Genomic DNA, 24,333 nt, shown 5'->3' with positions numbered 1-24,333 from the left:
CCACCGGGAACAGCGTTTTCCGCCGTACCGGAAAGGAGTCGTCTCACCCACGTCTGCCGCGCCTCTTCCGCTTCTCGCACAGGTGCGCGGCGTCCTTCTCAAGCATCACGATGCGCCGGCATCCGGCGCCCCAAAGATCAACGTTGGGGGAGGTCACGAGTGGACATTGTCGTCAAGGGCCGCAACGTAGAGGTTCCCGACCACTATCGAGAGCATGTCGCCGAGAAGCTGAGCAAGGTCGAGCGTTACGACCAGAAGCTGATCCGAGTCGACGTCGAGTTGTTCCACGAACGCAATCCGCGTCAGTCCGACACCTGTCAGCGCGTCGAGATCACGGTCATGACCAAGGGACCGGTGGTCCGCGCCGAGGCTCAGGCGCAGGATTTCTATGCAGCTCTGGACTGCGCCTTCAGCAAACTGGACGCCCGGTTGCGCCGCTCCGCCGACCGGCGCCGCGTCCATCGCGGACGGCACGCGCCGGTCTCGGTCGCCGCCGCCACCGCGAACCTTCCCACCGACCTGACCAGGGGTGGCACCGCCACGCTGACCGCGGAGCCAGAGGTCGAGGAACTTGTCGAGCACGATGACGGCCAGCCGTGGCGCATCGTGCGCGAGAAAGAGCACTCCGGCGAGCCGATGACCGTCGACGACGCGCTCTTCCAGATGGAACTCGTCGGGCACGACTTCTATCTGTTCCAGGACAAGGAGAGCGGCCGCCCCAGCGTCGTCTACCGCCGTCGAGGCTACGACTACGGGATTCTCAGCCTGGCTGGGTGAGTTCCCCGCCGGAGGCCTGCGCGAGCAGGTCTTCGGCGAGTAACACGAACTGCACGTCGTCGTGGCGGGCGCCGGCCAGGCCGGGCAGCCGGGAGCGCAGGTAGGCCTCCCGCCGGAACCCGGCTTTCTCCAGCACCCGCTGCGACCCGGCATTGTCCGGCAGCGTCCCGGCGATCAGCCGGGCGATGCCGGTCTCGGCGAACGCCCAGAGCGCGACCAGTTTCGCGGCCCGGGTGATCAGTCCGCGGCCGCGGAACGCGGGCATCATGCTGTACCCGATCATCGCCTGCGCGGTGCGCGGCTCCTGGTAGTAGAGCGCGATCTCGCCGGCCGGGAGCCCGCTCGCCGCGTCCACCACGATCATGTCGGCGCGGCCGCCGGCCAACCAGTGCGAGGGCGCCCAGGCACACCGCCGGTACACCTCGGCCGGCTCCGGCGGGATCGGCGGCACGCTCGTCGCCACGATGTCCGGCTGGCGGTGCAGCTCGGTGTAGAACGGCGCGTCCTGCTCGCCGAGCGGCCGCAGGGTCACCACGCCGTCGCTCAGCTCGCCGCCGGGCAGATCCGGCAGCAGTCGCTCGGCCGGCACGCCCGAGTCTCCGGCCAGCCGGGCGTAGACCAGCACGTCATCGAAGCCGCCGGACGAGTTCGGCCACGCGCCGCGCCGCTCGCCCTCGCGGCTGTAACCGGCGGCCAGCGCGACGCGCTGAGCGACCGGATTGTCCAAATGAATGAGCAATTCCACACGTTGCAGGCGAGGCATCCCCGCCACGCCGGTGAAGACACGCTCGCTGAAGATCCGCAAGGCCGCCGTCGCGATGCCGCGCCGCCGCGCGTGCGGCCCCACCCAGAAGCGGGCCTCGGCTGCGCCTCGCCCCGGCAGGAGGTGGTCCAGCTCGATGCCGCCGACCGGGTGGTCCGCGCCTGCGGCGACTATGACGTACGAGTAATCGCTGCTCATGCCCGGGATGAGCGGAAGGAATCGGCGGCCCTGGCGGTCGTCGCGTGTCGCGGCGAAAGCCGCCTCGTCCTGCGGGCCGAAGGCGCGCAGTCCTACCCCGTTGAGCTGATCCACCGGGTCATCCTTTCTCAGACTCGCCCGGGCGCCAAACACGTTCCAATCGGTCGGCGACTGCGCTGTCAGCGAACTTCCTGCACCGTTTCCTCCCTTTTGTGAGCTTGCCGGGAGGCTCGGGTCACAGGTCTCGAAAGAAGATGCCTACGATGGTTCGGCAGACTGTCTAGGGGAGCGCTGACCCGTGTCGATATTGGAAAAGATCCTCCGTGCCGGCGAAGGCCGCATGGTACGCCGGCTCAAGGCGATCGCGGACGCGGTCAACTCGATCGAGGATGACTACGTCGACCTCACCGATGACGAGTTGCGCGAGTGCACCGAGCAGTTCAAAGAGCGTTATCAGGAGGGCGAGACACTCGACTCGCTGCTGCCCGAGGCGTTCGCGGTGGCCCGGGAGGGCGCCAAGCGGGTGCTCGGCCAGCGGGCCTACGAGGTCCAGCTGATGGGTGGCGCCGCGCTGCACTTCGGCAACATCCCGGAGATGAAGACCGGTGAGGGCAAGACCCTGACCGGTGTCTTCCCGGCCTACCTGAACGCCCTGAGCGGCGACGGCGTGCACATCATCACCGTCAACGACTACCTGGCCCAGCGTGACGCCGAGTGGGTCGGGCGGGTGCACGTCTTCCTCGGCCTGACCGTCGGCGTCATCCTGCCGAACCGGCCGGCCGCCGAGCACCGCGCCGCCTACGAGTGCGACATCACGTACGGGACGAACAACGAGTTCGGCTTCGACTACCTGCGCGACAACATGGCGTGGTCGAAGGACGAACTGGTGCAGCGCGGCCACAACTTCGCGATCGTAGACGAGGTGGACTCGATCCTCATCGACGAGGCGCGCACCCCGCTGATCATCTCCGGCCCGGCCGAGCACTCCCAGCGGTGGTACGGGGAGTTCGCCGCCATCGTCAAGCGGCTCGAGAAGGGCAAGGACGGCGCCGGCGACTACGAGGTCGACGAGGCCAAGCGCACCGTCGCGGTCACCGAGCGCGGCGTCAGCAAGGTCGAGGACCGGATCGGCATCGACAACCTGTACGAGTCGGTGAACACCCCGCTGGTCGGCTACCTGAACAACGCCATCAAGGCCAAGGAGCTGTACCGCAAGGACAAGGACTACATCGTCAGCGGCGAGGGCGAAGTCCTCATCGTCGACGAGTTCACCGGCCGCATCCTGCACGGTCGCCGCTACAACGAGGGCATGCACCAGGCCATCGAGGCGAAGGAGGGGGTGGAGGTCAAGCAGGAGAACCAGACGCTGGCCACCGTCACGCTGCAGAACTACTTCCGCCTCTACAACAAGCTCGGCGGCATGACCGGTACGGCGCAGACCGAGGCCGGCGAGTTCAACAGCGTCTACAAGGTCGGCGTCGTGTCCATCCCGACGCACCGCCCGATGGTCCGCGTCGACCACCCGGACGTCATCTACAAGACCGAGAAGGCCAAGTTCAACGCGGTCATCGAGGACATCGCCGAGCGGCACGCGACCGGCCAGCCGGTCCTGGTCGGCACCGTCTCGGTGGAGAACTCGGAGATCCTCTCCACCCTGCTGCGCCGCCGTGGCATCCCGCACAGCGTGCTGAACGCGAAGTTCCACGCGCAGGAAGCCACGATCATCGCCCAGGCCGGCCGCAAGGGCGGGGTCACGGTGGCCACCAACATGGCCGGCCGTGGCACCGACATCCTGCTCGGCGGCAACCCGGACTTCCTCGCCGCGCAGGAGCTCGCCCAGCGCGGCCTCGACCCGGTGGAGAACCCGGAGGAGTACGCGAAGGCCCTCGAAGAGGTCCTCCCGCAGGTCAAGGAGGCCTGTGAGGAAGAGCAGGCCGAGGTGCAGGCGGCCGGCGGGCTGTACGTGCTGGGCACCGAGCGGCACGACTCCCGCCGCATCGACAACCAGCTGCGCGGCCGCTCCGGCCGGCAGGGCGACCCGGGCGAGTCCCGGTTCTACCTGTCGCTGCAGGACGACCTGATGAAGCGGTTCCGGGCCGGCGCGGTCGAAGCCGTCATGGAGCGCTTCAACATCCCCGAGGACGTGCCGATCGAGTCCAAGATGGTGACCCGGCAGATCCGCAGCGCGCAGACCCAGATCGAGGCGCAGAACGCCGAGATCCGGAAGAACGTGCTGAAGTACGACGAGGTCATGAACAAGCAGCGCCAGGTCGTCTACGCCGAGCGCAAGCGCGTGCTCGACGGCGAGGACATGCACGACCAGGTCACCCACATGATCGACGACGTGATCGCGGACGTCGTCACGGTGGCCACCTCCGACGGCTACGCCGAGGACTGGGACCTGGAGCAGCTCTGGACGAACCTGCGTCGGCTCTTCCCGGTCACCCTCACCATCGAGGACCTGATCGAGGAGTCCGGCGGCGAGCGCAACTCGATCGACCAGGAATTCCTGATCGAGCAGCTCAAGCAGGACGCCCAGGCGGCGTACCAGGCCCGCGAGGAAGAGCTCGGCGTCGAGGCGGTGCGCGAGCTGGAGCGGCAGGTGCTGCTCGCGGTGATCGACCGCAAGTGGCGTGAGCACCTCTACGAGATGGACTACCTGCAGGAAGGCATCAGCCTGCGGGCGTACGCGCAGCGTGACCCGGTGGTCGAGTACATGCGCGAGGGCTTCGACATGTTCAACGCCATGATGGAAGGCATCAAGGAAGAGGCCGTCGGCTTCGTCTTCAACCTGGAGGTCCAGGTCGAGGAGCAGCCCACCATCACGGTCGACCCGTCCCAGGCGTTCGCGCTGCCCAAGGTCGGCGAGGTGCCGGACGACGCGCCCGTCACCGAACCGCACGAGCACGTCGAGGTGCGCGCCAAGGGCCTCGGCGGCGGCAACCGCCCGCAGAACCTGCAGTACACCGCGCCGACGATCGACGGCGAGGTGGCCGGCGGCCCGGCGATCAACCAGCAGCCGGAGATCCCGGCCGCGTTCGGCCCGGGCGGCTCGCCGATCCCGGCCAACCCGGCCCACACCGGCGCCGGCCGCCACGCGGCGAAGGAGACCGACTCGAACGGTCCGTCCCGCAACGCGCCGTGCTACTGCGGCTCCGGCAAGAAGTACAAGCGCTGCCACGGTGCCCCGGGCGGCGCGGCCTGACCCCAGGCGCCTGACGAGAACGGCCCGTGCCCCGGCTTCCCGCCGGAGCACGGGCCGTCTCCGTCTTGCTGGAACCCGGAACGCCCGCCGCCTGTGTCGCTCACCGGACGCCCCGGGTGCCTCCCCTGCTCCCTCCCGCCTCCCACCAGCGCCGCCCGGCCCAGCCGCCATCGGCCGTGCGCCCGGTCGCCGGCCGCACGCCTAGCCGCCAGCCGTGCGCTTGGTTGCCGGCCACACGCGTAGCCGTCGGCCGCGCGCTTGTTCGTCGGCCGTGCGCCTGGCCGCCGGCCGGCCGAAAGGTGCCGGGTCGACCGGAGGAGGGCGGCAGACGGCTGGCGGCGTGGTCTAGATGAGGCGGAGGGCGGTGGCTGACCAGGTCTCCTTGTGGAGTTCCAGCCGTAGGGCCATGGCCCATGTCCGCTCGCCGGTTACCAGAGCAACGGCTACCTCGACGGCACCGGGCCGGGGCTCGCACAGGTGAACGCGAAGGACCGCGACCGGCGTCGTGCGCTGGTGCCGCCGATCCCCGGGCCGGCGTGGACGCCGCATGTCGGCGACCCGTCGAGCCCCGGCGAGACCCTGGGCGACCACATCGGCCGCCTCCCCGGGTGTCGACAGCCGCCGCAGGTGAGCCGCCGGCCGGTGCCCGTTGAGCACCTCGACGCACGTCTGCACGAACCGCTTGACGGCCAGCTTCGCGTCCCCGGAAGCCCCGACCACGATCGGCGCCGCGCCGCCGCCATCCCCGCCACCGCGGCCTGCGATTCCACTCTCCGCGTGCCGGTGGCCTGCGGCTCCGTTCTCCGCGCGGCTGTGGCCTGCGAGCCCGCTCTCTACGCGGCCGTGGCCTGCGAGCCCGCCTTCCGTGCCACCGCAGCCGGCGCGACCGCATCTCGCGCCGCCGGCCCGGGCCGCCCCACAGTTAGCCGCGTTGCAGTGCCCGGCCTCGTCGCTCAGCCGGAACGGGTGCCCGCCGAGCCTCGGCCCGTCCTCACCCGCCGTCGTCTCCGCACCGACCACACCTCGTCCCACGTCCGGCCCAAGCCCGCTAGCCGAAGCCGATCCGCGCGCCCGTGCTGTGTTGCCCGAGGCCGATCCGCGGGCCGCACCCGAGCCGTGAGCTGGACCTGGCACGCGATCTGAGCCGCGAGCGGCCCCAGCCTCGCGCGCCGTGCCGGCTCCGCGCGCCGTGCCGGCTCCGCGCGCCGTGCCAGCTCCGCGCGCCGTGCCAGCTCCGCGCGCCGTGCCAGCTCCGCGCGCCGTGTCCGCGTCGGGCGCCGGGTCGCGGGGCGATTCCGCCTCGCCGTCCGGGTCGGCTGCCCCGCCTGTTGGAGGACCACCGGCCGGCCGTGACAGGTCCAAGGCCAGCTGCTGGGCCGACGACCACAGCGGAGGTGGCAGCTCATCGTCGAACGGAGGTTCGAACCGCGGGACCGGGCGCAGGCGAATCCCCGCGCGGGACCCGGCGGGTGGAGTGTCGGTCAGCGACCGCATCTTCACCGCCCATCCATCGTCCCGGCAAACCTTGCGTTTGCCTACGTTTGCTTGCGATGAGCCCAGTCTGCTCGCGTCCACAAGCGACCGTCAACGCCGCGACGATATCCGGGAAGAGGAACAAAAGCCGCGTTACGGATCACTCCTGCTCGCGCTCGCTCATCGGGTTCTCCCGGACCCAGGTGGCCGTCTCCGTGTACTTCCCCTGGATGTATTCCTCCAGCTTGGCCCGTTCGACCCGCCACTGACCGCGGCCACCGATCTTGATCGCGGGCAGCTCTCCGCTGCGCACCATGTGATAGACCTGCGAGTCCGAGACGTTCAGCTCGGCCGCGACGTCGGACAACAACAGGAACCGGGCCTCCACCGGGGCCTCCCACACTCGTTGATTACGGCAGCTTGAGTTTGCCACCGTTTGCCGTCGACATCATCCCGGGTGACCACGATCCGGAGACGCCTGGTGGAATGGGCCTCTCCCGGACCGCGGCGGCGGTGTACTGACCGGGATGTCGAAGCAGGAGGAGAACGTGCCGATCACCGAGCTGGTCCGGGTTTACGTGCCGGCCACCGTGCCGATGCTGGCGGCCCTGCGGGCGGAGGGCCGGCTCGGCGATGCGACCACGACGGAGGCGCACGCGGTCACGCCCGCTCTGCGGGAGTGGTATGCGGAGGGCGACGAGGAGGAGTTGGAGTACGTGGCCTTCACCCGCGCCGCCCAGGGCGCCCTGCTGCTGCTCCGGCACGATGCCGCCGCGCCGCGCCGCCGGGTCGTGGTCTCGGCCGACGTGCCGGCGTCAGCGCTGGTCCGGGAGGACGTCGAGCTCGGTTCGAGCACCGTCCGCCTGCCCGAGCCGATCCAGTTGTCGCAGGTCGCGAGCATTCACGTGGACGGCCAGGAGTCGCTGGAGTCGGTCGCGGCGGCGGCTGACGTGATCGTCGAGGCGCTGGCCGGCGACCCGGACGCCCAATTCACCGTCGACGGCGCCGAGGACCACGAGTTGGAGTGGTACGCCGTCTCCGAACTCGACGAACTCCTCTGACCGGCAGCCCTCAGCCCTGCTCGGTGTCCTCCGAGGAGGCGGACCCGGCCGAGCTCTTGGCCGGGGTCTTGGGCTCGATCGCGGCTTCCTCGACGTCGGCCTGACCCGCCGTCGAGGCCGCGGCGATCTCCTCGTCGTCGTCCTCGGCCGGGGACATCGTCCGCCCGACCGCGACCATCGCCGTGAACGCCCCGACGAACAGCACGATCAGTGCGCTGTTGAGCCGGTTGGTGCTGAGAACCTGCTGGACCGACTTCTCCAGCTCGCTGACCTTGCCGGCCAGGTCGAGCACCTGGGCCCCGGCGGTCCGGGTGAGGATCTCGGAGATCACCGAGAGCACGCCCGCGCCGGCGCCCGCGATCAGGTAGAACGGCCAGCGCAGGTCGGTGCCGGCGTTGCGGCCGGCGCGGCGCAGGACGACGAACACGATCAGGCCGGCGGCGAGACCACTGAGGGCGGACTGCCCGTACGCGAAATATTGGTTGGCATCGGCGGCGGCCGCGGTGGAGTCGTTGCCGAGCAGGTTCAGCACCGGACCCTGCACGTAGCTGTCGTTGAGGATCAGTCCGACCAGGAAGACCCCGAGCGTGCCCCACCCTGCGGCGGCGATGACCGGCGGGATGCGCAGACCGGCGAACGCCCCGCCGATGGTGGCGGCCGCGGCGACCGTCCCGCCGACCGCCGCGTACATCGTGCCCTCGGTGTTGATCGTGAAGAGGACCAGCGCACAGAGCACACCGACCAGCAGGCCGGTGCCGGTGCCGACGGTGAACCGGGTGGTGGCGCCGAGTGTCCGGCGCAGGCTGATCAGGGTGATCACGAGCAGCGCGACGGCGGCGCCGGCCACGAGGGCCGCGGAGACCGCGCCGGGCAGTGCGTAGGCGGTCGAGGTGACCTCCATCGCCGCGTCCGCCCAACTGGTGATCTTGGCGCGGGCCGAGGCCAGCATCCCGGCTGCCCAGACGATCGCGGCGACCGCGAGCAGGATCGCGGTGAGGCGCGAGACCTCGCGGGTCTCCGGAGCGGACTGGGGCTCGGGGTCGGTCATGGAGGTCAGGGTAATAGGCGAACCTGCGGGCCCCTGACCGGCCGTCGTCCGGGTGCGACGATGGACGGGCGAACGAGTACTCCCACATGCGCTGAATGTCCGAATGTGCGCGGCGACTCGCCCAGTTATGGGGGTTTCCTGCCTCGGGCTGCCTGTCTGACCGAATAGGTGCTCCATTTTAGCTGGTCAACTAAATGATGGGGCGCAAATCGCCCGGTCTGGGCGCTCGTTGTCGGACTGTCTGTGCGGGACAGTCGTTTGTGGAGGCGCAAACTGGACGGATCGTGCGAAATCCTGGACGCCGGAGCGACAAAGTGGCAGCTTAGAAGGCATGCCCGACTTCCAGATCAATCCCACGGCTGCCGCCTTGCTCGGCCTGCTTCACGAGGGGCCGATGACCGGCGGACAGCTCATGGCGGCTGCCGAACGCCGTCTCGGGCCCTACTGGTCGATGACGCGGAGCCAGGTCTACCGCGAATTGCCCGTACTGGCCGAAATGGGGTATGTGCGCCTCGGCAAGCCGGGCCCTCGTTCCAGTCAGCCCTACGCGATCACCGCCTCCGGTAAGCGCGCCTTCGGGCGCTGGCTCACCGAGTCGCCCGGCCGGGACGCGCTGCGCAACCCGGTCGCGCTGCGAGTCGCTTTCGGCCAGCAGCACAGCACCGAGCAGTTGCAGACCCTCTACACCACGGCCAACCAGTACCACTCGGAGGCTTTGGCCATGGCGAAGGAGCAGGCCAAGGAGGCTAAGAAGAATGACGATTCGTACGGCGCAGCCGCGCTCGAGTTCGCCGTCGCGTATCACAAGGCGGCTCTCACCTGGCTGAAGACCGTTCCGTCGGAATGAGTTGCGGACGCCCCGGCCAGTGATCTGGCCGGACGGCGTAGTCTTGAGTGTCGTGACCGCTGCCGACTTCCCTGAGCAACTCAAAGCCCTCGACGCCACCCTCCGCAACATCGAGAACGTCCTGGACGTCGACAAGCTGCGGCGGGACAAGGCGGATCTCGAGGAGCAGGCTTCCGCCCCCGACCTCTGGGACGACCAGGCGCGGGCGCAGGAGGTCAACAGTCGTCTGTCGTACGTCGCCGGTGAGATCTCCAAGCTGGAGCGCCTGCGCAGTCGTCTGGACGACGCCGGCCTGCTGCTGGAGATGGCCGAGGACGAGGGGGACGCGGGCTCGGTCGCCGAGGTCGGCGAGGAGATCGCCACGCTGACCAAGGCGATCGACGAGATGGAGGTCCGCACGCTGCTCTCGGGGGAGTACGACTCCCGCGAGGCGCTGGTGGCCATCCGGGCCGGGGCCGGTGGTGTGGACGCCGCCGACTTCGCCGAGATGCTGATGCGGATGTACCTGCGGTGGGCCGAGCGGCACGGCTACCCGACCGAGGTCTACGACACGTCGTACGCGGAGGAGGCCGGCCTCAAGTCGGCCACCTTCACGGTCAAGGTTCCTTATGCCTACGGGACGCTGAGCGTCGAGTCCGGCACCCATCGGCTCGTCCGGATCAGCCCGTTCGACAACCAGGGCCGCCGGCAGACCAGCTTTGCCGGTGTCGAGGTCATGCCGGTCGTCGAGCAGACCGACCACATCGACATCCCGGAGAACGAGCTCAAGGTCGACGTCTACCGCTCGTCCGGCCCGGGTGGGCAGAGCGTCAACACGACCGACTCGGCGGTGCGGCTGACGCACATTCCGACCGGCATCGTCGTCACGTGTCAGAACGAGAAGTCGCAGCTGCAGAACAAGGCGTCCGCTTTGCGTGTTCTCCAGGCCCGTCTGCTGGAGCGCATCCGCCAGGAGGAGCGGGCCAAGATGGCCGATCTGAAGCAGGACACCACCGGTTCGTGGGGCGACCAGATGCGTTCGTACGTCCTGCACCCGTACCAAATGGTGAAGGATCTGCGCACCGAGTACGAGGTCGGTAACCCGATGTCGGTCTTCGACGGCGACGTGGACGGTTTCATCGAGGCCGGCATCCGGTGGCGCAAGCAGAACGAGATCGCCGCCTAGCCGAATCCATCACGGTGAGCGACCTCGTCTGAACGCTCGGTCAGGCGAGGATCGTTCAGTTTTGTTGTTGCCGCAGGTGGCGAAGATTCCCGACCCCGGCGGACTTGGCGAATTCGTTACACCGCGTAGACTCCACTCCCGTGATTCAGCTCGAGAACGTGACGAAGACGTACCCGAAGGCGTCTCGGCCGTCGTTGGACAATGTCAACGTCGGGATCGAGAAGGGTGAGTTCGTCTTCTTCATCGGCCCCTCCGGTTCCGGCAAGTCCACGATCATCAAGCTGCTGTTGAAGGAGGTCCAGGCGACTCGCGGCAAGGTGGTCGTGAACGCCAAGGACGTCACTTCACTGCGCTCCTGGAAGGTCCCGCACTTCCGCCGTTCCATCGGCTGTGTGTTCCAGGACTTCCGGCTGCTCCCCAACCGCACGGCGTACGAGAACGTCGCCTTCGCCCTTGAGGTGATCGGCAAGACCAAGGCGGTCGCCCGTCGCGTCGTCCCCGAGGTTCTCGAGCTGGTCGGCCTCGGCGGCAAGGAGCACCGCTACCCCCACGAGCTCTCGGGTGGTGAGCAGCAGCGTGTCGCGGTGGCCCGAGCTTTCGTGAACCGGCCGCTGATCCTGCTCGCCGACGAGCCTACCGGTAACCTCGACCCGGACACGTCGATCGAGATCATGCGACTCCTGGACCGGATCAACCGCACCGGCACCACCGTCGTCATGGTCACGCACGACTCCAACATCGTGAACCAGATGCGCCGCCGCGTCATCGAGATCGAGAGCGGTCGGATCGTCCGTGACCAGGCTCGCGGCGTTTACGGCTGAGACAGGCTCCGCCCACATGTTCAACGCCGAAACAGCAACACGCGGAGTCCCGGAAGGATCCCCCCGATGCGCGTGAAGTACGTCCTCAATGAGGTCCTGGTGGGCCTGTGGCGAAACGTCACGATGACGATCGCCATGATCATCACCATTACGGTCTCGTTGGGCATGCTGGGTGCCAGCGTGCTGATGTACCTGCAGGTCGACCGTATGAAGACCTTCTACTACGGCGAGATCGAGGTCTCGATCTTCCTCGTCGACAACGTCTCCGAAGGTCAGATCACAGCGCTCGAGGAGAAGCTCAAGTCGAACCCGCTGGTCAAGACCGCGACCCACGAGACCAAGCAGGACGCGCTCGAGCGCTTCAAGGTGCTCTACGCCGACTCGCCCGACTTCGTGGCCGCCGTGAACGCGGACAGCCTGCCGGAGTCGTTCCGGGTCAAGCTGAACAACCCGGAGGACTACGACAAGTTCAACGCGAGCCTCGGGGACCAGCAGAGCCAGGGCATCCAGCGGGTCATCGACCAGCGGGAACTCCTGCAGAAGGTGTTCAACATCTTCAACTCGGTCCAGCTGATGTCACTCGTCTTCGCGGTCGTGATGGCCGGCGCCGCGGTGCTGCTGGTGGGTAACACCATCCAGGTCGCCGCGTACAGCAAACGGCGAGAAGTCGCGGTCATGAAGCTGGTCGGCGCGTCGAACTGGTTCGTCCAGGCGCCGTTCGTCCTGGAGGCGGTGGTCGCCGGCGCGATCGGCGCGATACTGGGCTTCGTCGGGCTGTTCATCGGCAAGGTCGTGCTGCTGGACAACAAGCTGCAGGCCCTGACCGCGATCCTGACCCCGGTGCCGAACGGCAACGTCTGGCTGATGCTGCCGCTGCTGGTCGGTGTCGGCGCGGTGGTGAGCGCCGCGACCGCTTGGGTCACGCTCCGCTTCTACCTCAAGGTCTGACGCCCACTTCACGACCTCACTCCGAAGGCCGCGACCCGACCGGGTCGCGGCCTTCGTTGCCTTTACGGCCTTCGGGCGGTTTGCGACTATCCGGGCGATTAGTCAGAGTACGGTGACTCCAGTGAGGTACCGCCGCTCGAATCCGCTGCTGACCCTTGTTCTCTGCGTTCTCAGTGCCGTCGTACCCACACTGGCCCGGCCCGTGCCGGCGATGGCCGATCAGAACGACGCGTCGAAGGCCGCCCAAGCCGTACGCCGGGCCGAAGCTCTTCTGGAAAACGCCGGAGCGACCGCCCGGGCCGCCGCGCGCCGCCTCGCCGCCGCCTCGGCGGTACTCCCGGAAGCGCAGCACCGGGTCGCCGCCGCCCGCGGCGTCGTCATCGCCACCCGGGTCCAGGCGACCACCGCCCGCGGCCGGGCCGACGCCGCCCGGCAGGGCTACCAGCAGGTCGCCGACGACTGGACGGCCGCCCAGGAACGGGTGGCCGGCGCCCGCGACCGGGTCGCCGAGATGGCCCGCAACAGCTACATGGGCGGCGGCTCGATCACCCGGTTCAACCTGCTCGTGTCCGCGACCGGGCCGGCCGACCTGATGGACCGGATGAGCCTGGTCGACGCGATGGTCCGGAACGAGAACGCCGAGGTCAGCCACCTGGTCGTCGCCCGCCGGGAGGCCCGCGTGGCCCAGGACCAGGCCGGCGCCGCGAAACGGGCGGCCGAACTGGCCGAGGCCGAGGCGGCCGCGAAACTCCGGGCTGCGCAGACCGCCCAGGTCGACGCCGTGCGCGCCCGGCGCGACGTCTACCAACTGGTGCTGGCCCGGCGGACGGCGCTGGCCGCGGCGAACGCGCAGCGGGCGACCGTGCTCGAGCAGTACCGGGCGGCGGTGGCGGCCGAACGGAAGATCCGCACCAGCATGCGCGGGTGGGAGACCCGATCCGGGTATCGGCGGCAGTATCACGGGCAGCTGATGATGCCCGTACACGGATGGAAGAGCAGCGATTACGGGAACCGTTACGACCCGTACTATCGCGTCTGGCAATTGCACGCCGGGACCGACTTCGCCGCCGGTTCGGGCACACCCATCCGGGTCGCGGCGGCCGGCCGGGTGATCCAGGCCGGGTGGCGAGGCGGCTACGGCAACTACACGTGCGTCAGCCACGGGCGCATCATGGGGACGAGTTTCTCCACCTGTTACGGCCATCAATCCCGGATCTACGTACACGTCGGGCAGTACGTCCGGCAGGGCGAGATCATCGGTCTGGTCGGTAGCACCGGCGCATCCACCGGGTCACACCTGCACTTCGAGACGCGTTTCGGTGGTGCGCCCCGGAATCCACTGAATTATTTGCCTCCCTGCCTTTGTTAGAGTTGTGAGTCGATCAATCAGCAGGGGGTTCGGGCCATGCCACGCGAACAGGGGCGCAAGCTCGTCGCCTCCAACCGCAAGGCGTATCACGACTACTCGATCCTCGATACGTACGAGGCGGGCATGGTGCTCACCGGCACCGAGGTGAAGTCGTTGCGCGCCGGGCGCTCCTCACTGGTCGACGCGTTCGGCCATGAGAACCAGGGCGAGATCTTCCTGCACGGCATGCACATCCCGGAATACACGCAGGGCACCTGGACCAACCACGAGCCCCGGCGGGTCCGCAAGCTGCTGCTCAAGCGCGACGAGATCGCCAAGATCATGGGCAAGCTGCGGGACGACGGCGTCACGCTGATCCCGCTCTCGGTGTATTTCCAGAACGGGTACGCGAAGGTCGAGCTCGGCGTCGGCAAGGGCAAGAAGAGCTACGACAAGCGTCAGGACATGGCCGAGCGGGATGCGAAGAAAGAGATCAATCGCGCCATGGGCCGCCGTGCCAAGGGCATGCGCTGAGGGGTATTCTGCCCCGCCAGGCTTGTTGATCATTGCGTCCTAGCGGCGACCCCGCAGGGCGAGCCCCTTGCTCGACTCTTCATCGAGGAGACCGGCCGTGTCAGCCCAGTCCAAGCACCGTGATCGCCAGTTCTTCCTCGCCCGCGGAGTGTTCGGACTGGCCGCCGCCATCCTGGTCGGCCTGGTCGTCTTCATCGCGGTGCGAGCCGGCGGCGACGCCTCGGCCAGCGAGAACCCGGTGATCGTGCAGCCCTCGGCCAACCTGCAGGCGGCCGAGTCGACCACGGCCCCGCTGCCGTCCGAGACCACGCCGGCACCGGACGTTTCCTCGGCCCCGATCTCGCCCTCCGCATCGGCGTCGAAATCCCCCTCCTCGTCGCCGTCGGCCTCCGCGTCGTCCTCGCCGACCCCGTCGAAGAGCTCGTCCTCGCCGAAGCCCTCCAAGACGTCGTCCAGCCCCAAGCCGAGCAAGACCACCCCGCCGGTCGTGAACGACCTCAGCGCCACCTGCTCGGTCAGCTCGTGGGGCCGCTCGTTCCTCGTCAACGTGAAGGTCACCAACCGCGGCTCGCAGGCCCACAACTTCGAGGTCACCGTCAGCTTCCCGGACTCGGCCAAGGTCACCGGCCTGCAGGGCAACCCGTGGAACGCCCAGGCGACATCGGTCAGCTCCAGCCGGGTCGTCCTCCGGGGCAGCGCGGCGGTCGGCGGCGGCGGCACGGCCAACCCCGGGTTCATCGGCAACAAGAAGAGCGACGGTGACTTCAGCCCGACCGGGTGCTCGGTGGCGGTTGTCGGCGGGTGAGCTAATATTGTCGGGCTGTACCAATATCCAGGGGGTGACTGGTTTCGACTTCGTACGTGGAGACAGGGGAAGCGAGCCGAGGAAGCCGACGTCGTCTCGAGAATCGGTCGTCGGAAACTTATAAGCGCCAACTCTAAGTTTGACGCTGACCAGTACGCTCTCGCCGCCTGAGGCAAGTAGCGTGGTCTGTCGGTCTGGGAGCGCCTCCGTCCCAGCTGCCGGCATCAGCTAGGAGGCTGGCCAACCGGTCCCGGTCACGGGGACCGCGCGGCGAGATTAATCAGTGACTGGGCCCGTCGTCCGAACTTGCTCACATGAGTCGGAGGGCCGAGTAGGGACGTAGTGAGCTGCGCTCGGAGAAGCCCTGACAAAGCAACGAAGGACCCGGGTTCGATTCCCGGCACCTCCACTGGTGGACGGCCCCTGGTTCGCGGAAAGCGCGAGCCGGGGGCCGTTTCGTATTTCATCCTGAGGGCCGAGCCGCCAGGCCCGCGTGTTACGCGGGGCGCGGTCCGCTGCCGTGGTCTCCCGGCAGAAAGGGATGGTGCCGGCTGCCCACCGCGGGGCAACCGGCACCATCACTGGTCAGGCGGCTGGTCCGTAGACCGCCAGCTCGGTGGAGTCCATGAACGTGCAGCCGTTCGCGGTGGCCGGCTGGCCGGCCGCGCAGAGCCCGGCATCCTGCGCCTGCGTGGTCAGCATCGTGTACCGGACGTACTCGATGGCATCGCCGGTGCCCGCGGCCAGTGCGACCGGGGTGGGCGTGACGGTGCCGGCCGGGAAGCTGCCGCTCGCGGCGACGACCCAGGTCGCGCCGTCCTTCGACGTCTCGATCCGGTAACCACCGGTCGAGGCCGTCGCGTCGTCACCACAGGTGGCCGACGGGTTGACGACCAGCTGCGCGACGTTGACGACGTCGGACAGGCGGATCACGGCGTTCTGGCCTTCGGCCGAGACGTCGGAACCCCAGCCGGAGATCTGCGACTGATCGATCAGCTGACCCGGGCCACAGCCATACGGGGTGTAGTCCGGACCGGTGGCGCTGATGATGCCCGCACCGCCGGAGGAGGCCGCCCAGTCCCGGCGGACCGCCCAGTTCTCCGCCTTGGTTCCCGAGTTGATAGAGACCGTCTTGACGACCTGGTCGTAGCCGGCGCCGCGCGCGTACACCTTGGCGTACGTGCCCGGGACAATCCCCGAGATCTTGTAGGTGCCGTCGGCCGCCGTGGTGGCGCGGTAGTCACCGGCGAAGCCGGAGGCGTGCCCACCGAAGGCGATGGTCAGGCCGGACACCGGGGCCTTGGTGTCCTGGTCGGTCACCTTGCCGGTGAGCGTGCCGCGCGGGGTGCTCGCGGCCGGCGGCATCGAGAAGTCCTCGATCGGCTGGGCGTCGTCGCCGTCGATGGCGGCGGCGAAGTAGCCCATGCCCCGCTTGGCGAAGACCTTCCAGATGGTCTTGGCGTTCTTGCCCTGGTTGACCACCAGGTCGGCCGCGATGATCGAGTTCCGCATGTCCAGGTAGGACGGGTTGTCCGGGGACAGCTCCATGCCGCGGGTGACGATGGACTCGGCCTTCTTGCTGCCGATGGCGCGGCGCAGGTCCCACAGGGTCTGGGCCCAGATCTCGCCGTCCGCGTGCACCTCGGTACCACGCGACGAGATCTTGCCGAAGTCGCCGTACGTGTAACCGCCGGGGCCGGCCGTCGGGGTGCCGGGACACGCCGCCGCGACGATGCCGACGGTGCAGTCGAGAGCCTCGGTGCGGATGGTGCCGCCGGCCGTCCAGTACTTGCCGATCAGCACGTCACCGGGCTTTGCGGTGTCCTTCTCCAGCCCCGTGGCGTGCAGGTAGTCCTCGGCGTACCAGTCGCTCCACGCCTCGCCCATCGCGCCGCCCTGGATGTTGCTCAGGGTGGAGTTCCCGGCGGCGTCGACGACGAGCCGGTTCGACAGGCCGTGCGTGTACTCGTGGAACACGACGTCGGACTCGTCACCGGTGTTCGCGGCGACCGCGTCCGGGGCCGGGTTCAGCAGGTACATCTGCATCACCGGCGGGATGCCGTCCGGCGGGGTGTTCATGTTGGCGTTGTCGGTGTGGTCACCGTCGGGCAGACCGTTCAGGGTGTTGGCGCCGTCCATGGCCTGGCCCTGCACCGCGTCGCCGTCCTGCGCCTCGAAGTTGCCCGCCGCCCGGGTGAAGCCGATCGGCGAGGACTTGAGGTGGTCGTGGAAGGTGCCGAGGAACGTGAAGAGCTGCACCGCGTTCTGCTTGCGGTTGACCTGCCACGAGTTCGCCGTCTTCGGGTCCCACGAGCAGGGGTACGCGTCTGAGCAGAGACCGCCCACCTCGTCGTTGAAGTCGACCAGCGGGTAGTCCCACCGGCGCACCCCGGACGGGCCGACCTCCTCGGTCGGGTCGGCCAGGTTGTTGTCGTTCACGTCCGAGTAGACGTGCGCGACGTTGCCGGACAGCTGGCGCGCGTTGTTCGGCAGCCAGCCCTTGGCGGTCAGATCGACCTTCTGCTGTACGCCGCCCTTGGGCGCGCCTGGATAGTTCTTGAACACCTCGGCGGTGTCGTTCGCGATCGTGCTGTGGCGATAGAGCACCTCGCCGCTGGCCGCGTCGATCACGTGCACGTAGCCCTCGTCGACAACGATCGTCTGCCAGGCCAGGCGCGGGCCTGAGACGGTCTGGAACCAGACCTTCTTGGCCGTGCCGTTGTCGCTGAAGGTGGTCGTGCCGGCCGCGGTCGTGGTGACCTTGGCGGTGGACGCGCCGAAAACGTCCTTGACCGCCGCGGCGCGGGCGTCCGTGGCGGTCATCCTGGCGGCGCCCGCCGTGGAAGGCAGCGACGTGAGCGGCGACCCGTCCACCTGCACGAGGCGGCCGTCCTTGGTGACGTGCGCCTTCAGGCCGTTGCCGAACACCGGCACGCCGTCGGCCACCTGCACCCAGCTGAGGTGGTGGGTGCCATCGACATCGACATAGTCGCGGCGCAGCTCGAGCGTGGCGAGGCCGGCCGCGTCCAAGCCGAAGACCTCGGGGTGGGCCTTGACGTAATCGAGCGCGATCGTGGTCGGCTTCTTGCGGCTCGGGCCGGTCAGGAAGCCGTCCAGCTTGGCCACCCGGCGTGGAGTGCCGGTAGCCCGATCGATGTCGACGATGCCCTGCACACCGAGCGTGTTGCGCATGGCCTGCACCGCCGAGGCCGACGGAGCGGATGCGAAGGCGCGGCTCAGCGCGCTGCTCTTGGGCGCGGCCGCCGGCGCTTGTGCTTCGGCCGCGGCGGCCAGGTTCTCACGGGAATCGTAATCGGCTCGCCGTGGCGAGTTGCTGTCAGCGCCCGCGGGCACGACGCCTGGTAGCGGCGCGGCCTGTGCCTGCTGCGGCAGCAACGCCGCGAGCAGAACGACACCGGCGGCTGCCGCTCCCACCCGCCGGGTTGCGGACGGTACGGATAACGGTCTCAAATTCAGCCCCTCTCGACCGGGCTAAGGTGCGGCCCCGCCCCGGGGTTAGCCCGGGGCCGGTCCGCACCTCACTTGTGTGGCCCGTCGATGGGTGATGCTCATTGCCATCGGTGTACATAACTAGAGATGTATTTGGATCTTTACCGATCCGAGATCACGCCGTGGAGAAAATCGGACACATCCGCCGTGCCGTTCAAGTTGGCACGATCCATATATGCGTCTCTGCGCGCTGAGTGTGTTTGCCACGGTGGCGGAGGCCGCGGGTTCGGCTGAGTCCGCGGCGGGCGGCGAGTCGGGTCGGATGCGGGCGCGGGTTTCTGCGTGGTCCGACCGGCGCCGCGGTGTGGCGTCCCGGCTGGTGTTCACGGCTGTATTTGGGCCGGAATACAGCCGTGAGAACCAGCCGAGAGTGGGGCTGCGAGCTGGCGCGGGGCGCTGTTTGGGAGGGGTCGGTCGTGGGCGGGTTTGTTGATCTGACCGTGCCCAGCTGACCACGTCGCCCTTTCGGGCTGAGTGTTTTGGGCGCGCCAGCGCCCTGCTCAGGTCGGAAGGGTCCCCGCGGGAGCGACGGTCCGGACCACGGCGGACATAGGCAATGAAGAATGTGTTTTTCGTGGTTCGCATGCTTAGTTTGAGGTTACTGAGAGTGATGTGATGTCTTGTAGGGTGACGAGGGTCATGCGGGGCGTTAAGCTACCGGCGAGTAACAAGCTCACGCCTTGAACGCGTTCATGGTCGGCATCCGTGAAGACACCCACATTCACGTTTCCGCCGTAGGTCCGGCAGCGTCGCTAGAACTACATGGGAGTCGATTGATGATCATTGGTGTTCTTGGGGAGTCCAGCCCGGGGGAGAGGCGCGTGGCGGCGACGCCCGCGACCGTCGGGCAGTTGCTCAAGCTGGGGTATGAGGTTGTCGTCGAACCGGGGGCGGGGCGGCTGGCGTCGTTCTCGGATGAGGCGTTCGCCGAGGCCGGGGCGACGATCGGGGATCCTTACGAGGCCGACGTCGTCTTCACGATCAACGCGCCTGAGCCGGCGCGGCTGGATCGGATCAAGGGTGGGGCGACGCTTGTCGGTGTCTTCAGCCCGCGGCTGAACGAGGAGCTGGTTCAGGAGTTCGCGCGGCGGCCGATCACCGTGCTGTCGATGGATGCGGTGCCGCGGATCTCGCGGGCGCAGTCGCTGGACGTGCTGTCGTCGATGGCCAACATCGCCGGGTATCGGGCGGTGGTCGAGGCGGCGCACGCGTTCGGGCGGTTCTTCACCGGGCAGGTGACCGCGGCCGGCAAGGTGCCGCCGGCGAAAGTGCTGGTGGCCGGGGTGGGTGTGGCCGGTCTGGCGGCGATCGGCGCGGCCGGGAGCATGGGCGCGATCGTGCGGGCCACGGATCCGCGGCCGGAGGTGGCCGACCAGGTGAAGTCGCTCGGCGGGGAGTATCTGGCGGTCAAGGCGGCCGATGTCGAGGTTTCGTCGACCGGCTACGCCAAGGAGATGTCGGACGACTACAACGAGCGGGCGGCGCGGCTCTACGCCGAGCAGTGCACCGACGTGGACATCGTCATCACGACCGCGCTGATCCCGGGACGGCCGGCGCCGCGGCTGATCACGGCGCGCATGGTGGCGACGATGAAGCCGGGCAGCGTGATCGTGGACATGGCGGCCGCGAACGGCGGGAACGTCGAGGGCACGGTGGCCGGGGAGTCGATCGTGACGGCCAACGGGGTGACCATCATCGGGTACACCGATCTGGCCGGGCGACTGCCGGCGCAGGCGTCCCAGCTGTACGGGACGAACCTGGTGAACCTGATGAAGCTGATGACGCCGGAGCGTGACGGCCGGCTGGTGCTCGATTTCGACGACGTGGTGCAGCGCTCGATCACGGTCGTACGCGAAGGGGAATTGACCTGGCCCCCGCCGCCGGTGTCAGTGTCCGCAGCGCCAGCAGTAGAACAGCCGGCCAAAAAAACTGAAAAAGCAACTGATAAGCCGAAAAATCGGACTCGACCGCTCGTCGGCGTGGGCGCGGCACTGCTCTTCGTGCTGACCGCGTTCGCGCCGGTCGCCCTGCGTGGACACCTCACGGTCTTCGCGCTGGCCATCGTCATCGGCTACTACGTGATCGGGCACGTGCACCACGCCCTGCACACGCCGCTCATGTCGGTCACCAACGCGATCTCCGGGATCATCGTGGTCGGCGCGCTCCTGCAGCTCGGACACGGCGGCGCCGTCGTCACCGCGCTGGCGTTCGCCGCCATCCTGCTGGCCAGCATCAACGTCTTCGGTGGCTTCGCGGTGACGCGCCGCATGCTCGCCATGTTCACCAGGAGCTGACCCCGATGACCATCGAAAAGGCCGCCCAGGCGGCGTATCTCGTCGCCGCTCTCCTGTTCATCCTGGCGCTGGCCGGGCTGTCCCGGCACGAGAGCGCCAAGCTCGGCAACACCTTCGGCATCGGCGGCATGGCCCTGGCGCTCCTGGCCACGATCGCTCTGGCCATCGACGGCGACTTGAGTGGTACGGCGCTGGCCCTGATGTTGGCCGCGATCGCGATCGGCGCGACGATCGGCCTGTACCGGGCGGGCAAGGTCGAGATGACCGGCATGCCGGAGCTGATCGCGTTGCTGCACAGCTTCGTCGGTCTCGCCGCGGTCCTCGTCGGCTGGAACGGATACCTGCACGCCGACACGGCCACGCTCGACGCGCAGGGCCTGGTCGGCATCCACAGCGCCGAGGTGTTCATCGGTGTCTTCATCGGCGCGGTCACGTTCACCGGGTCGATCGTGGCGTTCCTCAAACTGTCGGCGCGGATCAACTCGCGGCCGCTGGTGCTGCCCGGCAAGAATCTGCTCAACGTGGGCGCCCTGGTCGCGTTCGTGCTGCTCACGGTCTGGTTCGTGATCGACCCGCGGCTCTGGCTGCTGATCGCGGTGACCGCTGTCGCGCTGGCGCTCGGCTGGCACCTGGTCGCGTCGATCGGCGGCGGGGACATGCCGGTCGTGGTGTCGATGCTGAACAGCTACTCCGGCTGGGCGGCGGCCGCCTCCGGCTTCCTGCTCTCGAACGACCTGCTGATCGTGACCGGCGCGCTCGTCGGATCGTCCGGCGCCTACCTGTCGTACATCATGTGCAAGGCGATGAACCGGTCGTTCCTCTCGGTCATCGCCGGCGGCTTCGGGATCGAGGCCGGGCCGTCGTCCGACACCGATTACGGCGAGCACCGGGAGATCCAGGCCGACGCCGTCGCCAAGATCCTGTCGACCGCCCAATCGGTGATCATCACGCCGGGGTACGGCATGGCCGTCGCCCAGGCGCAGTACGGCGTGGCCGAACTCACCCGCAAGCTCCGGGAGCGGGGCGTCGACGTCAAGTTCGGCATCCACCCGGTCGCCGGGCGCCTGCCCGGTCACATGAACGTGCTGCTGGCCGAGGCGAAGGTGCCCTACGACGTGGTTCTCGAGATGGACGAGATCAACGACGACTTCGCACGTACGTCGGTGGTCCTGGTGATCGGCGCCAACGACACGGTGAACCCGGCCGCCACCGACGACCCGTCCAGCCCGATCGCCGGGATGCCGGTGCTCAAGGTGTGGGAAGCGGCCGAGGTGATCATCTTCAAGCGGTCGATGGCGTCCGGTTACGCCGGAGTGCAGAACCCGCTGTTCTTCCGCGAGAACAGCGCGATGCTCTTCGGCGACGCGAAAGAGCGCGTGAACGACATCCTGCGCTCGTTCTGACCGAGAAAACCGCCCCCCGTCAGGCCCTGAGCTCACGCCACAGGAATTCCAGGCTCAGGGCCTCGATGGTGGCGGCCTGCTCGTTGTCGGCCGCACCGCCGTGCCCACCCTCCACATTCTCGTAATACGCCACCTCGTAGCCGTGCTCGCGCAGCAGCGCCGCCATTTTGCGGGCATGCCCGGGATGCACGCGGTCATCCCGGGTCGAGGTCAAAAACAGAATTGGAGGGTACGGACGGTCGGCCCGCACCTGGTGATACGGCGAGAACTCGCGGATGAACGCCCAATCCGACTCGACGTCGGGATCACCGTACTCAGCCGCCCAGGACTTGCCGGCCAGCAATTTCGTGTACCGGCGCATGTCGAGCAGCGGGACCGAGGCCACGACCGCGCCGAACAGTTCCGGATACCGGGTCAGCATGACGCCCATCAGCAGGCCGCCGTTGCTGCCGCCGGTGATACCGAGCCGGCTCGGCACGGTGATCCCGCGGGTGACGAGATCGGCGGCGACCGCGGCGAAATCCTCATACGCCCGCGGGCGGTTCTCCCGGAGAGCCGCCTTGTGCCAATCCGGACCGTATTCGCCGCCGCCGCGAATGTTGGCCACCACATAGGTGCCGCCGCGCGTGAGCCAGCCGCGGCCCAGCACGCCGTCATAACCCGGCGTCAGCGAGATCTCGAAACCGCCGTACCCGTGCAGGATCGTCGGCCCCCGATCGCCGCGGCCGATCACGAAATACGGCACCCGGGTGCCGTCGGCCGAAACGGCGAAGAACTGCCGCACGGTCATGCCGCTCGCGTCGAAGAACGACGGCTCCCGTTTGAGAACCTCGGCCGGGCCGCCCACACGACCCAGGCTGAGAGTGTCCGGGCGGAGAAAACCCTCGGACGAGATGAGGTACGAGTCGTCGCGATCCGGATCGGTCTCGACGATCCCCAGATCGTCCTCCTCACCCGGGTCGCCGAGCGGCTCACGGACCCAGCCGTCCGCGGCCGGGGTGAGCACCTGCACGCGGGTGCGGACATCCGTCATCGTGACCAGGAGCAGGTGGTGGCGCGTCCACGAATGCGAACGGTACGAGGTGTGCTCGTCCGGCTCGAACAGGACGGTCAGATGCCGTACCCCGGAAAGGAAATCGTCGAAATCGGTCACCAGCAGCGAACCGGCCGGGTGCACGACATCGCCGATCGTCCACGCCGATCGGAGGCGGATCAGCAGCCACTCCCGGTGCCAGTCGCAGTCGGCGTCATCCGGGACATCCATTCGGACGAGATCGCCGGTGGCCGTCCGCAGATAGAGCTCCTTGCGGAAGAAATCGACGAGCCGGAGTACGGAATCACGCTCGAACCCGGGCGACGGATCGCGGCCGGCGGCGACCAGAACATCATCCGCCCGCCCCTCGAAAACCACCTCGGCCTCGGCCGGCGGAGTGCCACGCCGCCATTGCTTGACGACCCGCGGATAACCCGACGACGTCAGCGAACCCGGGCCGAAATCCGTGCCCACATAGATGTGGTCGGCGTCGATCCAGCTGACACTGGTCTTCGCCTCCGGCAGCGTGAACCCGCCCTCGACGAAAGCCCGTGCGACCAGGTCGAACTCGCGGACCACGACCGCGTCGGCGCCACCCCGGGACAGACTGATCAGGCAGCGCTCGTAGCCCGGCCGGAGGACCGTCACACTGTCCCACGTCCAGTTCTCGCCCTCGGCCGCGTTCAACGCGTCGACGTCGAGCAACACATCCCACTCCGGCTCGTCCCGCCGGAACTGCTCCACAGTGGTCCGCCGCCACAGGCCACGCGGATGCTCGGCGTCCTGCCAGAAGTCGTAATAGAGACCGTCACCGCGCCAGCCCGGATACGGAATCCGGTCCTTGCTGTCCAAGGTCTCCCGGATCGCATCCTTCAACCGCCCGAACTCGGCGTCACCGAAACGCTTCAGCGTCTCGCCGTTACGGTCGGCGACCCAGCGCAGCGCCTCGGGCGAATCCAGCTCCTCCAGCCAGAGATAACGGTCGTCGCCCGGCACGGCCACCCCCAGCATCGATCAGTGGCTCGACCTTCGCACCCGCAGCCGCCGTTGCCAAGACCTGACGCGAACGCGCCCCGAGCTGTGGGGCGCGTCTCACGGCG

The 24,333-nt window shown here is 68.3% G+C and carries 18 protein-coding genes and 1 other RNA gene; 13 read left to right on the top strand and 6 right to left on the bottom strand.

From position 1 onward, the window contains the following. Positions 1 to 159 precede the first annotated feature (159 nt). The gene (hpf, locus tag ACSHV8_RS36535; protein WP_436523444.1) at positions 160 to 777 is read left to right on the top strand and encodes a ribosome hibernation-promoting factor, HPF/YfiA family; all 618 of its coding nucleotides are present in this window, start codon (positions 160 to 162) and stop codon (positions 775 to 777) included. On the opposite strand, the gene ACSHV8_RS36530 is transcribed toward hpf, so the two are convergent. After that, positions 761 to 1,852 carry a GNAT family N-acetyltransferase gene (locus tag ACSHV8_RS36530; RefSeq protein WP_436523442.1) on the bottom strand — a complete coding sequence of 364 codons (1,092 nt, stop codon included), beginning with the start codon at positions 1,850 to 1,852 and terminating at the stop codon, positions 761 to 763. The two genes, hpf and ACSHV8_RS36530, sit on opposite strands and share 17 nt — an antisense overlap. Before the next feature lie 184 nt (positions 1,853 to 2,036). Here ACSHV8_RS36530 and secA point away from each other — a divergent pair, with 184 nt between their 5' ends. Next, complete coding sequence (gene secA / locus ACSHV8_RS36525) at positions 2,037 to 4,943, top strand: preprotein translocase subunit SecA (RefSeq protein WP_436523440.1); 2,907 nt, start codon at positions 2,037 to 2,039, stop codon at positions 4,941 to 4,943. 345 nt (positions 4,944 to 5,288) lie between these two features. On the opposite strand, the gene ACSHV8_RS36520 is transcribed toward secA, so the two are convergent. Together ACSHV8_RS36520 and ACSHV8_RS36515 are read right to left on the bottom strand one after the other, a co-directional pair. Beyond that, entirely contained in the window at positions 5,289 to 5,663 is a 375-nt protein-coding gene (locus ACSHV8_RS36520; RefSeq protein ID WP_436523438.1) for an Rv3235 family protein, read from the bottom strand. Between the two features lie 913 nt (positions 5,664 to 6,576). Further along, positions 6,577 to 6,804 (bottom strand): helix-turn-helix domain-containing protein, encoded by a 228-nt coding sequence (locus ACSHV8_RS36515; RefSeq protein ID WP_436523436.1) that lies wholly within the window; start codon positions 6,802 to 6,804, stop codon positions 6,577 to 6,579. 139 nt (positions 6,805 to 6,943) lie between these two features. Here ACSHV8_RS36515 and ACSHV8_RS36510 point away from each other — a divergent pair, with 139 nt between their 5' ends. Further along, on the top strand, positions 6,944 to 7,477 hold the full coding sequence (locus ACSHV8_RS36510; protein ID WP_436523434.1) for a DUF6912 family protein: 534 nt from the start codon (positions 6,944 to 6,946) through the stop codon (positions 7,475 to 7,477). A gap of 10 nt (positions 7,478 to 7,487) precedes the next feature. Here the strand turns inward: ACSHV8_RS36510 and ACSHV8_RS36505 are convergent, their stop codons facing one another. Further along, on the bottom strand, positions 7,488 to 8,525 hold the full coding sequence (locus ACSHV8_RS36505; RefSeq protein ID WP_436523432.1) for a hypothetical protein: 1,038 nt from the start codon (positions 8,523 to 8,525) through the stop codon (positions 7,488 to 7,490). Positions 8,526 to 8,856: 331 nt separating this feature from the next. Here ACSHV8_RS36505 and ACSHV8_RS36500 point away from each other — a divergent pair, with 331 nt between their 5' ends. The 8 genes from ACSHV8_RS36500 (at position 8,857) to ssrA (ending at position 15,405) form a co-directional block, all read left to right on the top strand. Continuing rightward, positions 8,857 to 9,372 (top strand): PadR family transcriptional regulator, encoded by a 516-nt coding sequence (locus ACSHV8_RS36500; protein WP_203739816.1) that lies wholly within the window; start codon positions 8,857 to 8,859, stop codon positions 9,370 to 9,372. Between the two features lie 52 nt (positions 9,373 to 9,424). Next, positions 9,425 to 10,537, top strand: a complete 1,113-nt coding sequence (gene prfB, locus ACSHV8_RS36495; RefSeq protein WP_436523430.1) for a peptide chain release factor 2 — start codon at positions 9,425 to 9,427, stop codon at positions 10,535 to 10,537. Between the two features lie 140 nt (positions 10,538 to 10,677). Continuing rightward, positions 10,678 to 11,358: a cell division ATP-binding protein FtsE gene (ftsE, locus tag ACSHV8_RS36490; protein WP_203739818.1), complete on the top strand. Its 681-nt coding sequence runs from the start codon at positions 10,678 to 10,680 to the stop codon at positions 11,356 to 11,358. A 66-nt stretch (positions 11,359 to 11,424) separates the two neighbouring features. After that, complete coding sequence (ftsX, locus tag ACSHV8_RS36485; RefSeq protein ID WP_436523427.1) at positions 11,425 to 12,306, top strand: permease-like cell division protein FtsX; 882 nt, start codon at positions 11,425 to 11,427, stop codon at positions 12,304 to 12,306. 121 nt (positions 12,307 to 12,427) lie between these two features. Beyond that, complete coding sequence (locus ACSHV8_RS36480) at positions 12,428 to 13,675, top strand: M23 family metallopeptidase (protein ID WP_436523425.1); 1,248 nt, start codon at positions 12,428 to 12,430, stop codon at positions 13,673 to 13,675. 36 nt (positions 13,676 to 13,711) lie between these two features. Then, on the top strand, positions 13,712 to 14,188 hold the full coding sequence (gene smpB / locus ACSHV8_RS36475; protein ID WP_436523423.1) for an SsrA-binding protein SmpB: 477 nt from the start codon (positions 13,712 to 13,714) through the stop codon (positions 14,186 to 14,188). Positions 14,189 to 14,285: 97 nt separating this feature from the next. Then, on the top strand, positions 14,286 to 14,993 hold the full coding sequence (locus tag ACSHV8_RS36470) for a cellulose binding domain-containing protein (protein WP_436523421.1): 708 nt from the start codon (positions 14,286 to 14,288) through the stop codon (positions 14,991 to 14,993). 30 nt (positions 14,994 to 15,023) lie between these two features. After that, positions 15,024 to 15,405, top strand: a transfer-messenger RNA (tmRNA) gene (gene ssrA / locus ACSHV8_RS36465). A gap of 173 nt (positions 15,406 to 15,578) precedes the next feature. Here the strand turns inward: ssrA and ACSHV8_RS36460 are convergent. Continuing rightward, the gene (locus ACSHV8_RS36460; protein WP_436523419.1) at positions 15,579 to 18,428 is read right to left on the bottom strand and encodes a M36 family metallopeptidase; all 2,850 of its coding nucleotides are present in this window, start codon (positions 18,426 to 18,428) and stop codon (positions 15,579 to 15,581) included. An 851-nt stretch (positions 18,429 to 19,279) separates the two neighbouring features. Here ACSHV8_RS36460 and ACSHV8_RS36455 point away from each other — a divergent pair. Next, a complete protein-coding gene (locus tag ACSHV8_RS36455; RefSeq protein WP_436523417.1) occupies positions 19,280 to 20,797 on the top strand; it encodes a Re/Si-specific NAD(P)(+) transhydrogenase subunit alpha in 1,518 nt (505 codons plus the stop codon). A 5-nt stretch (positions 20,798 to 20,802) separates the two neighbouring features. Continuing rightward, positions 20,803 to 22,200 (top strand): Re/Si-specific NAD(P)(+) transhydrogenase subunit beta, encoded by a 1,398-nt coding sequence (pntB, locus tag ACSHV8_RS36450; protein ID WP_436523415.1) that lies wholly within the window; start codon positions 20,803 to 20,805, stop codon positions 22,198 to 22,200. Between the two features lie 19 nt (positions 22,201 to 22,219). Here pntB and ACSHV8_RS36445 read toward each other — a convergent pair whose 3' ends face one another. Beyond that, positions 22,220 to 24,244 (bottom strand): prolyl oligopeptidase family serine peptidase, encoded by a 2,025-nt coding sequence (locus ACSHV8_RS36445; RefSeq protein WP_436523413.1) that lies wholly within the window; start codon positions 24,242 to 24,244, stop codon positions 22,220 to 22,222. Positions 24,245 to 24,333 lie beyond the last annotated feature (89 nt).

Origin of the sequence: Actinoplanes sp. HUAS TT8, from assembly GCF_051380535.1 — a bacterium.
GTDB lineage: Bacteria > Actinomycetota > Actinomycetes > Mycobacteriales > Micromonosporaceae > Actinoplanes.
The sequence above is the reverse complement of the archived record's forward strand: the minus strand, read 5'-3'. Positions and strand labels throughout refer to the sequence as shown.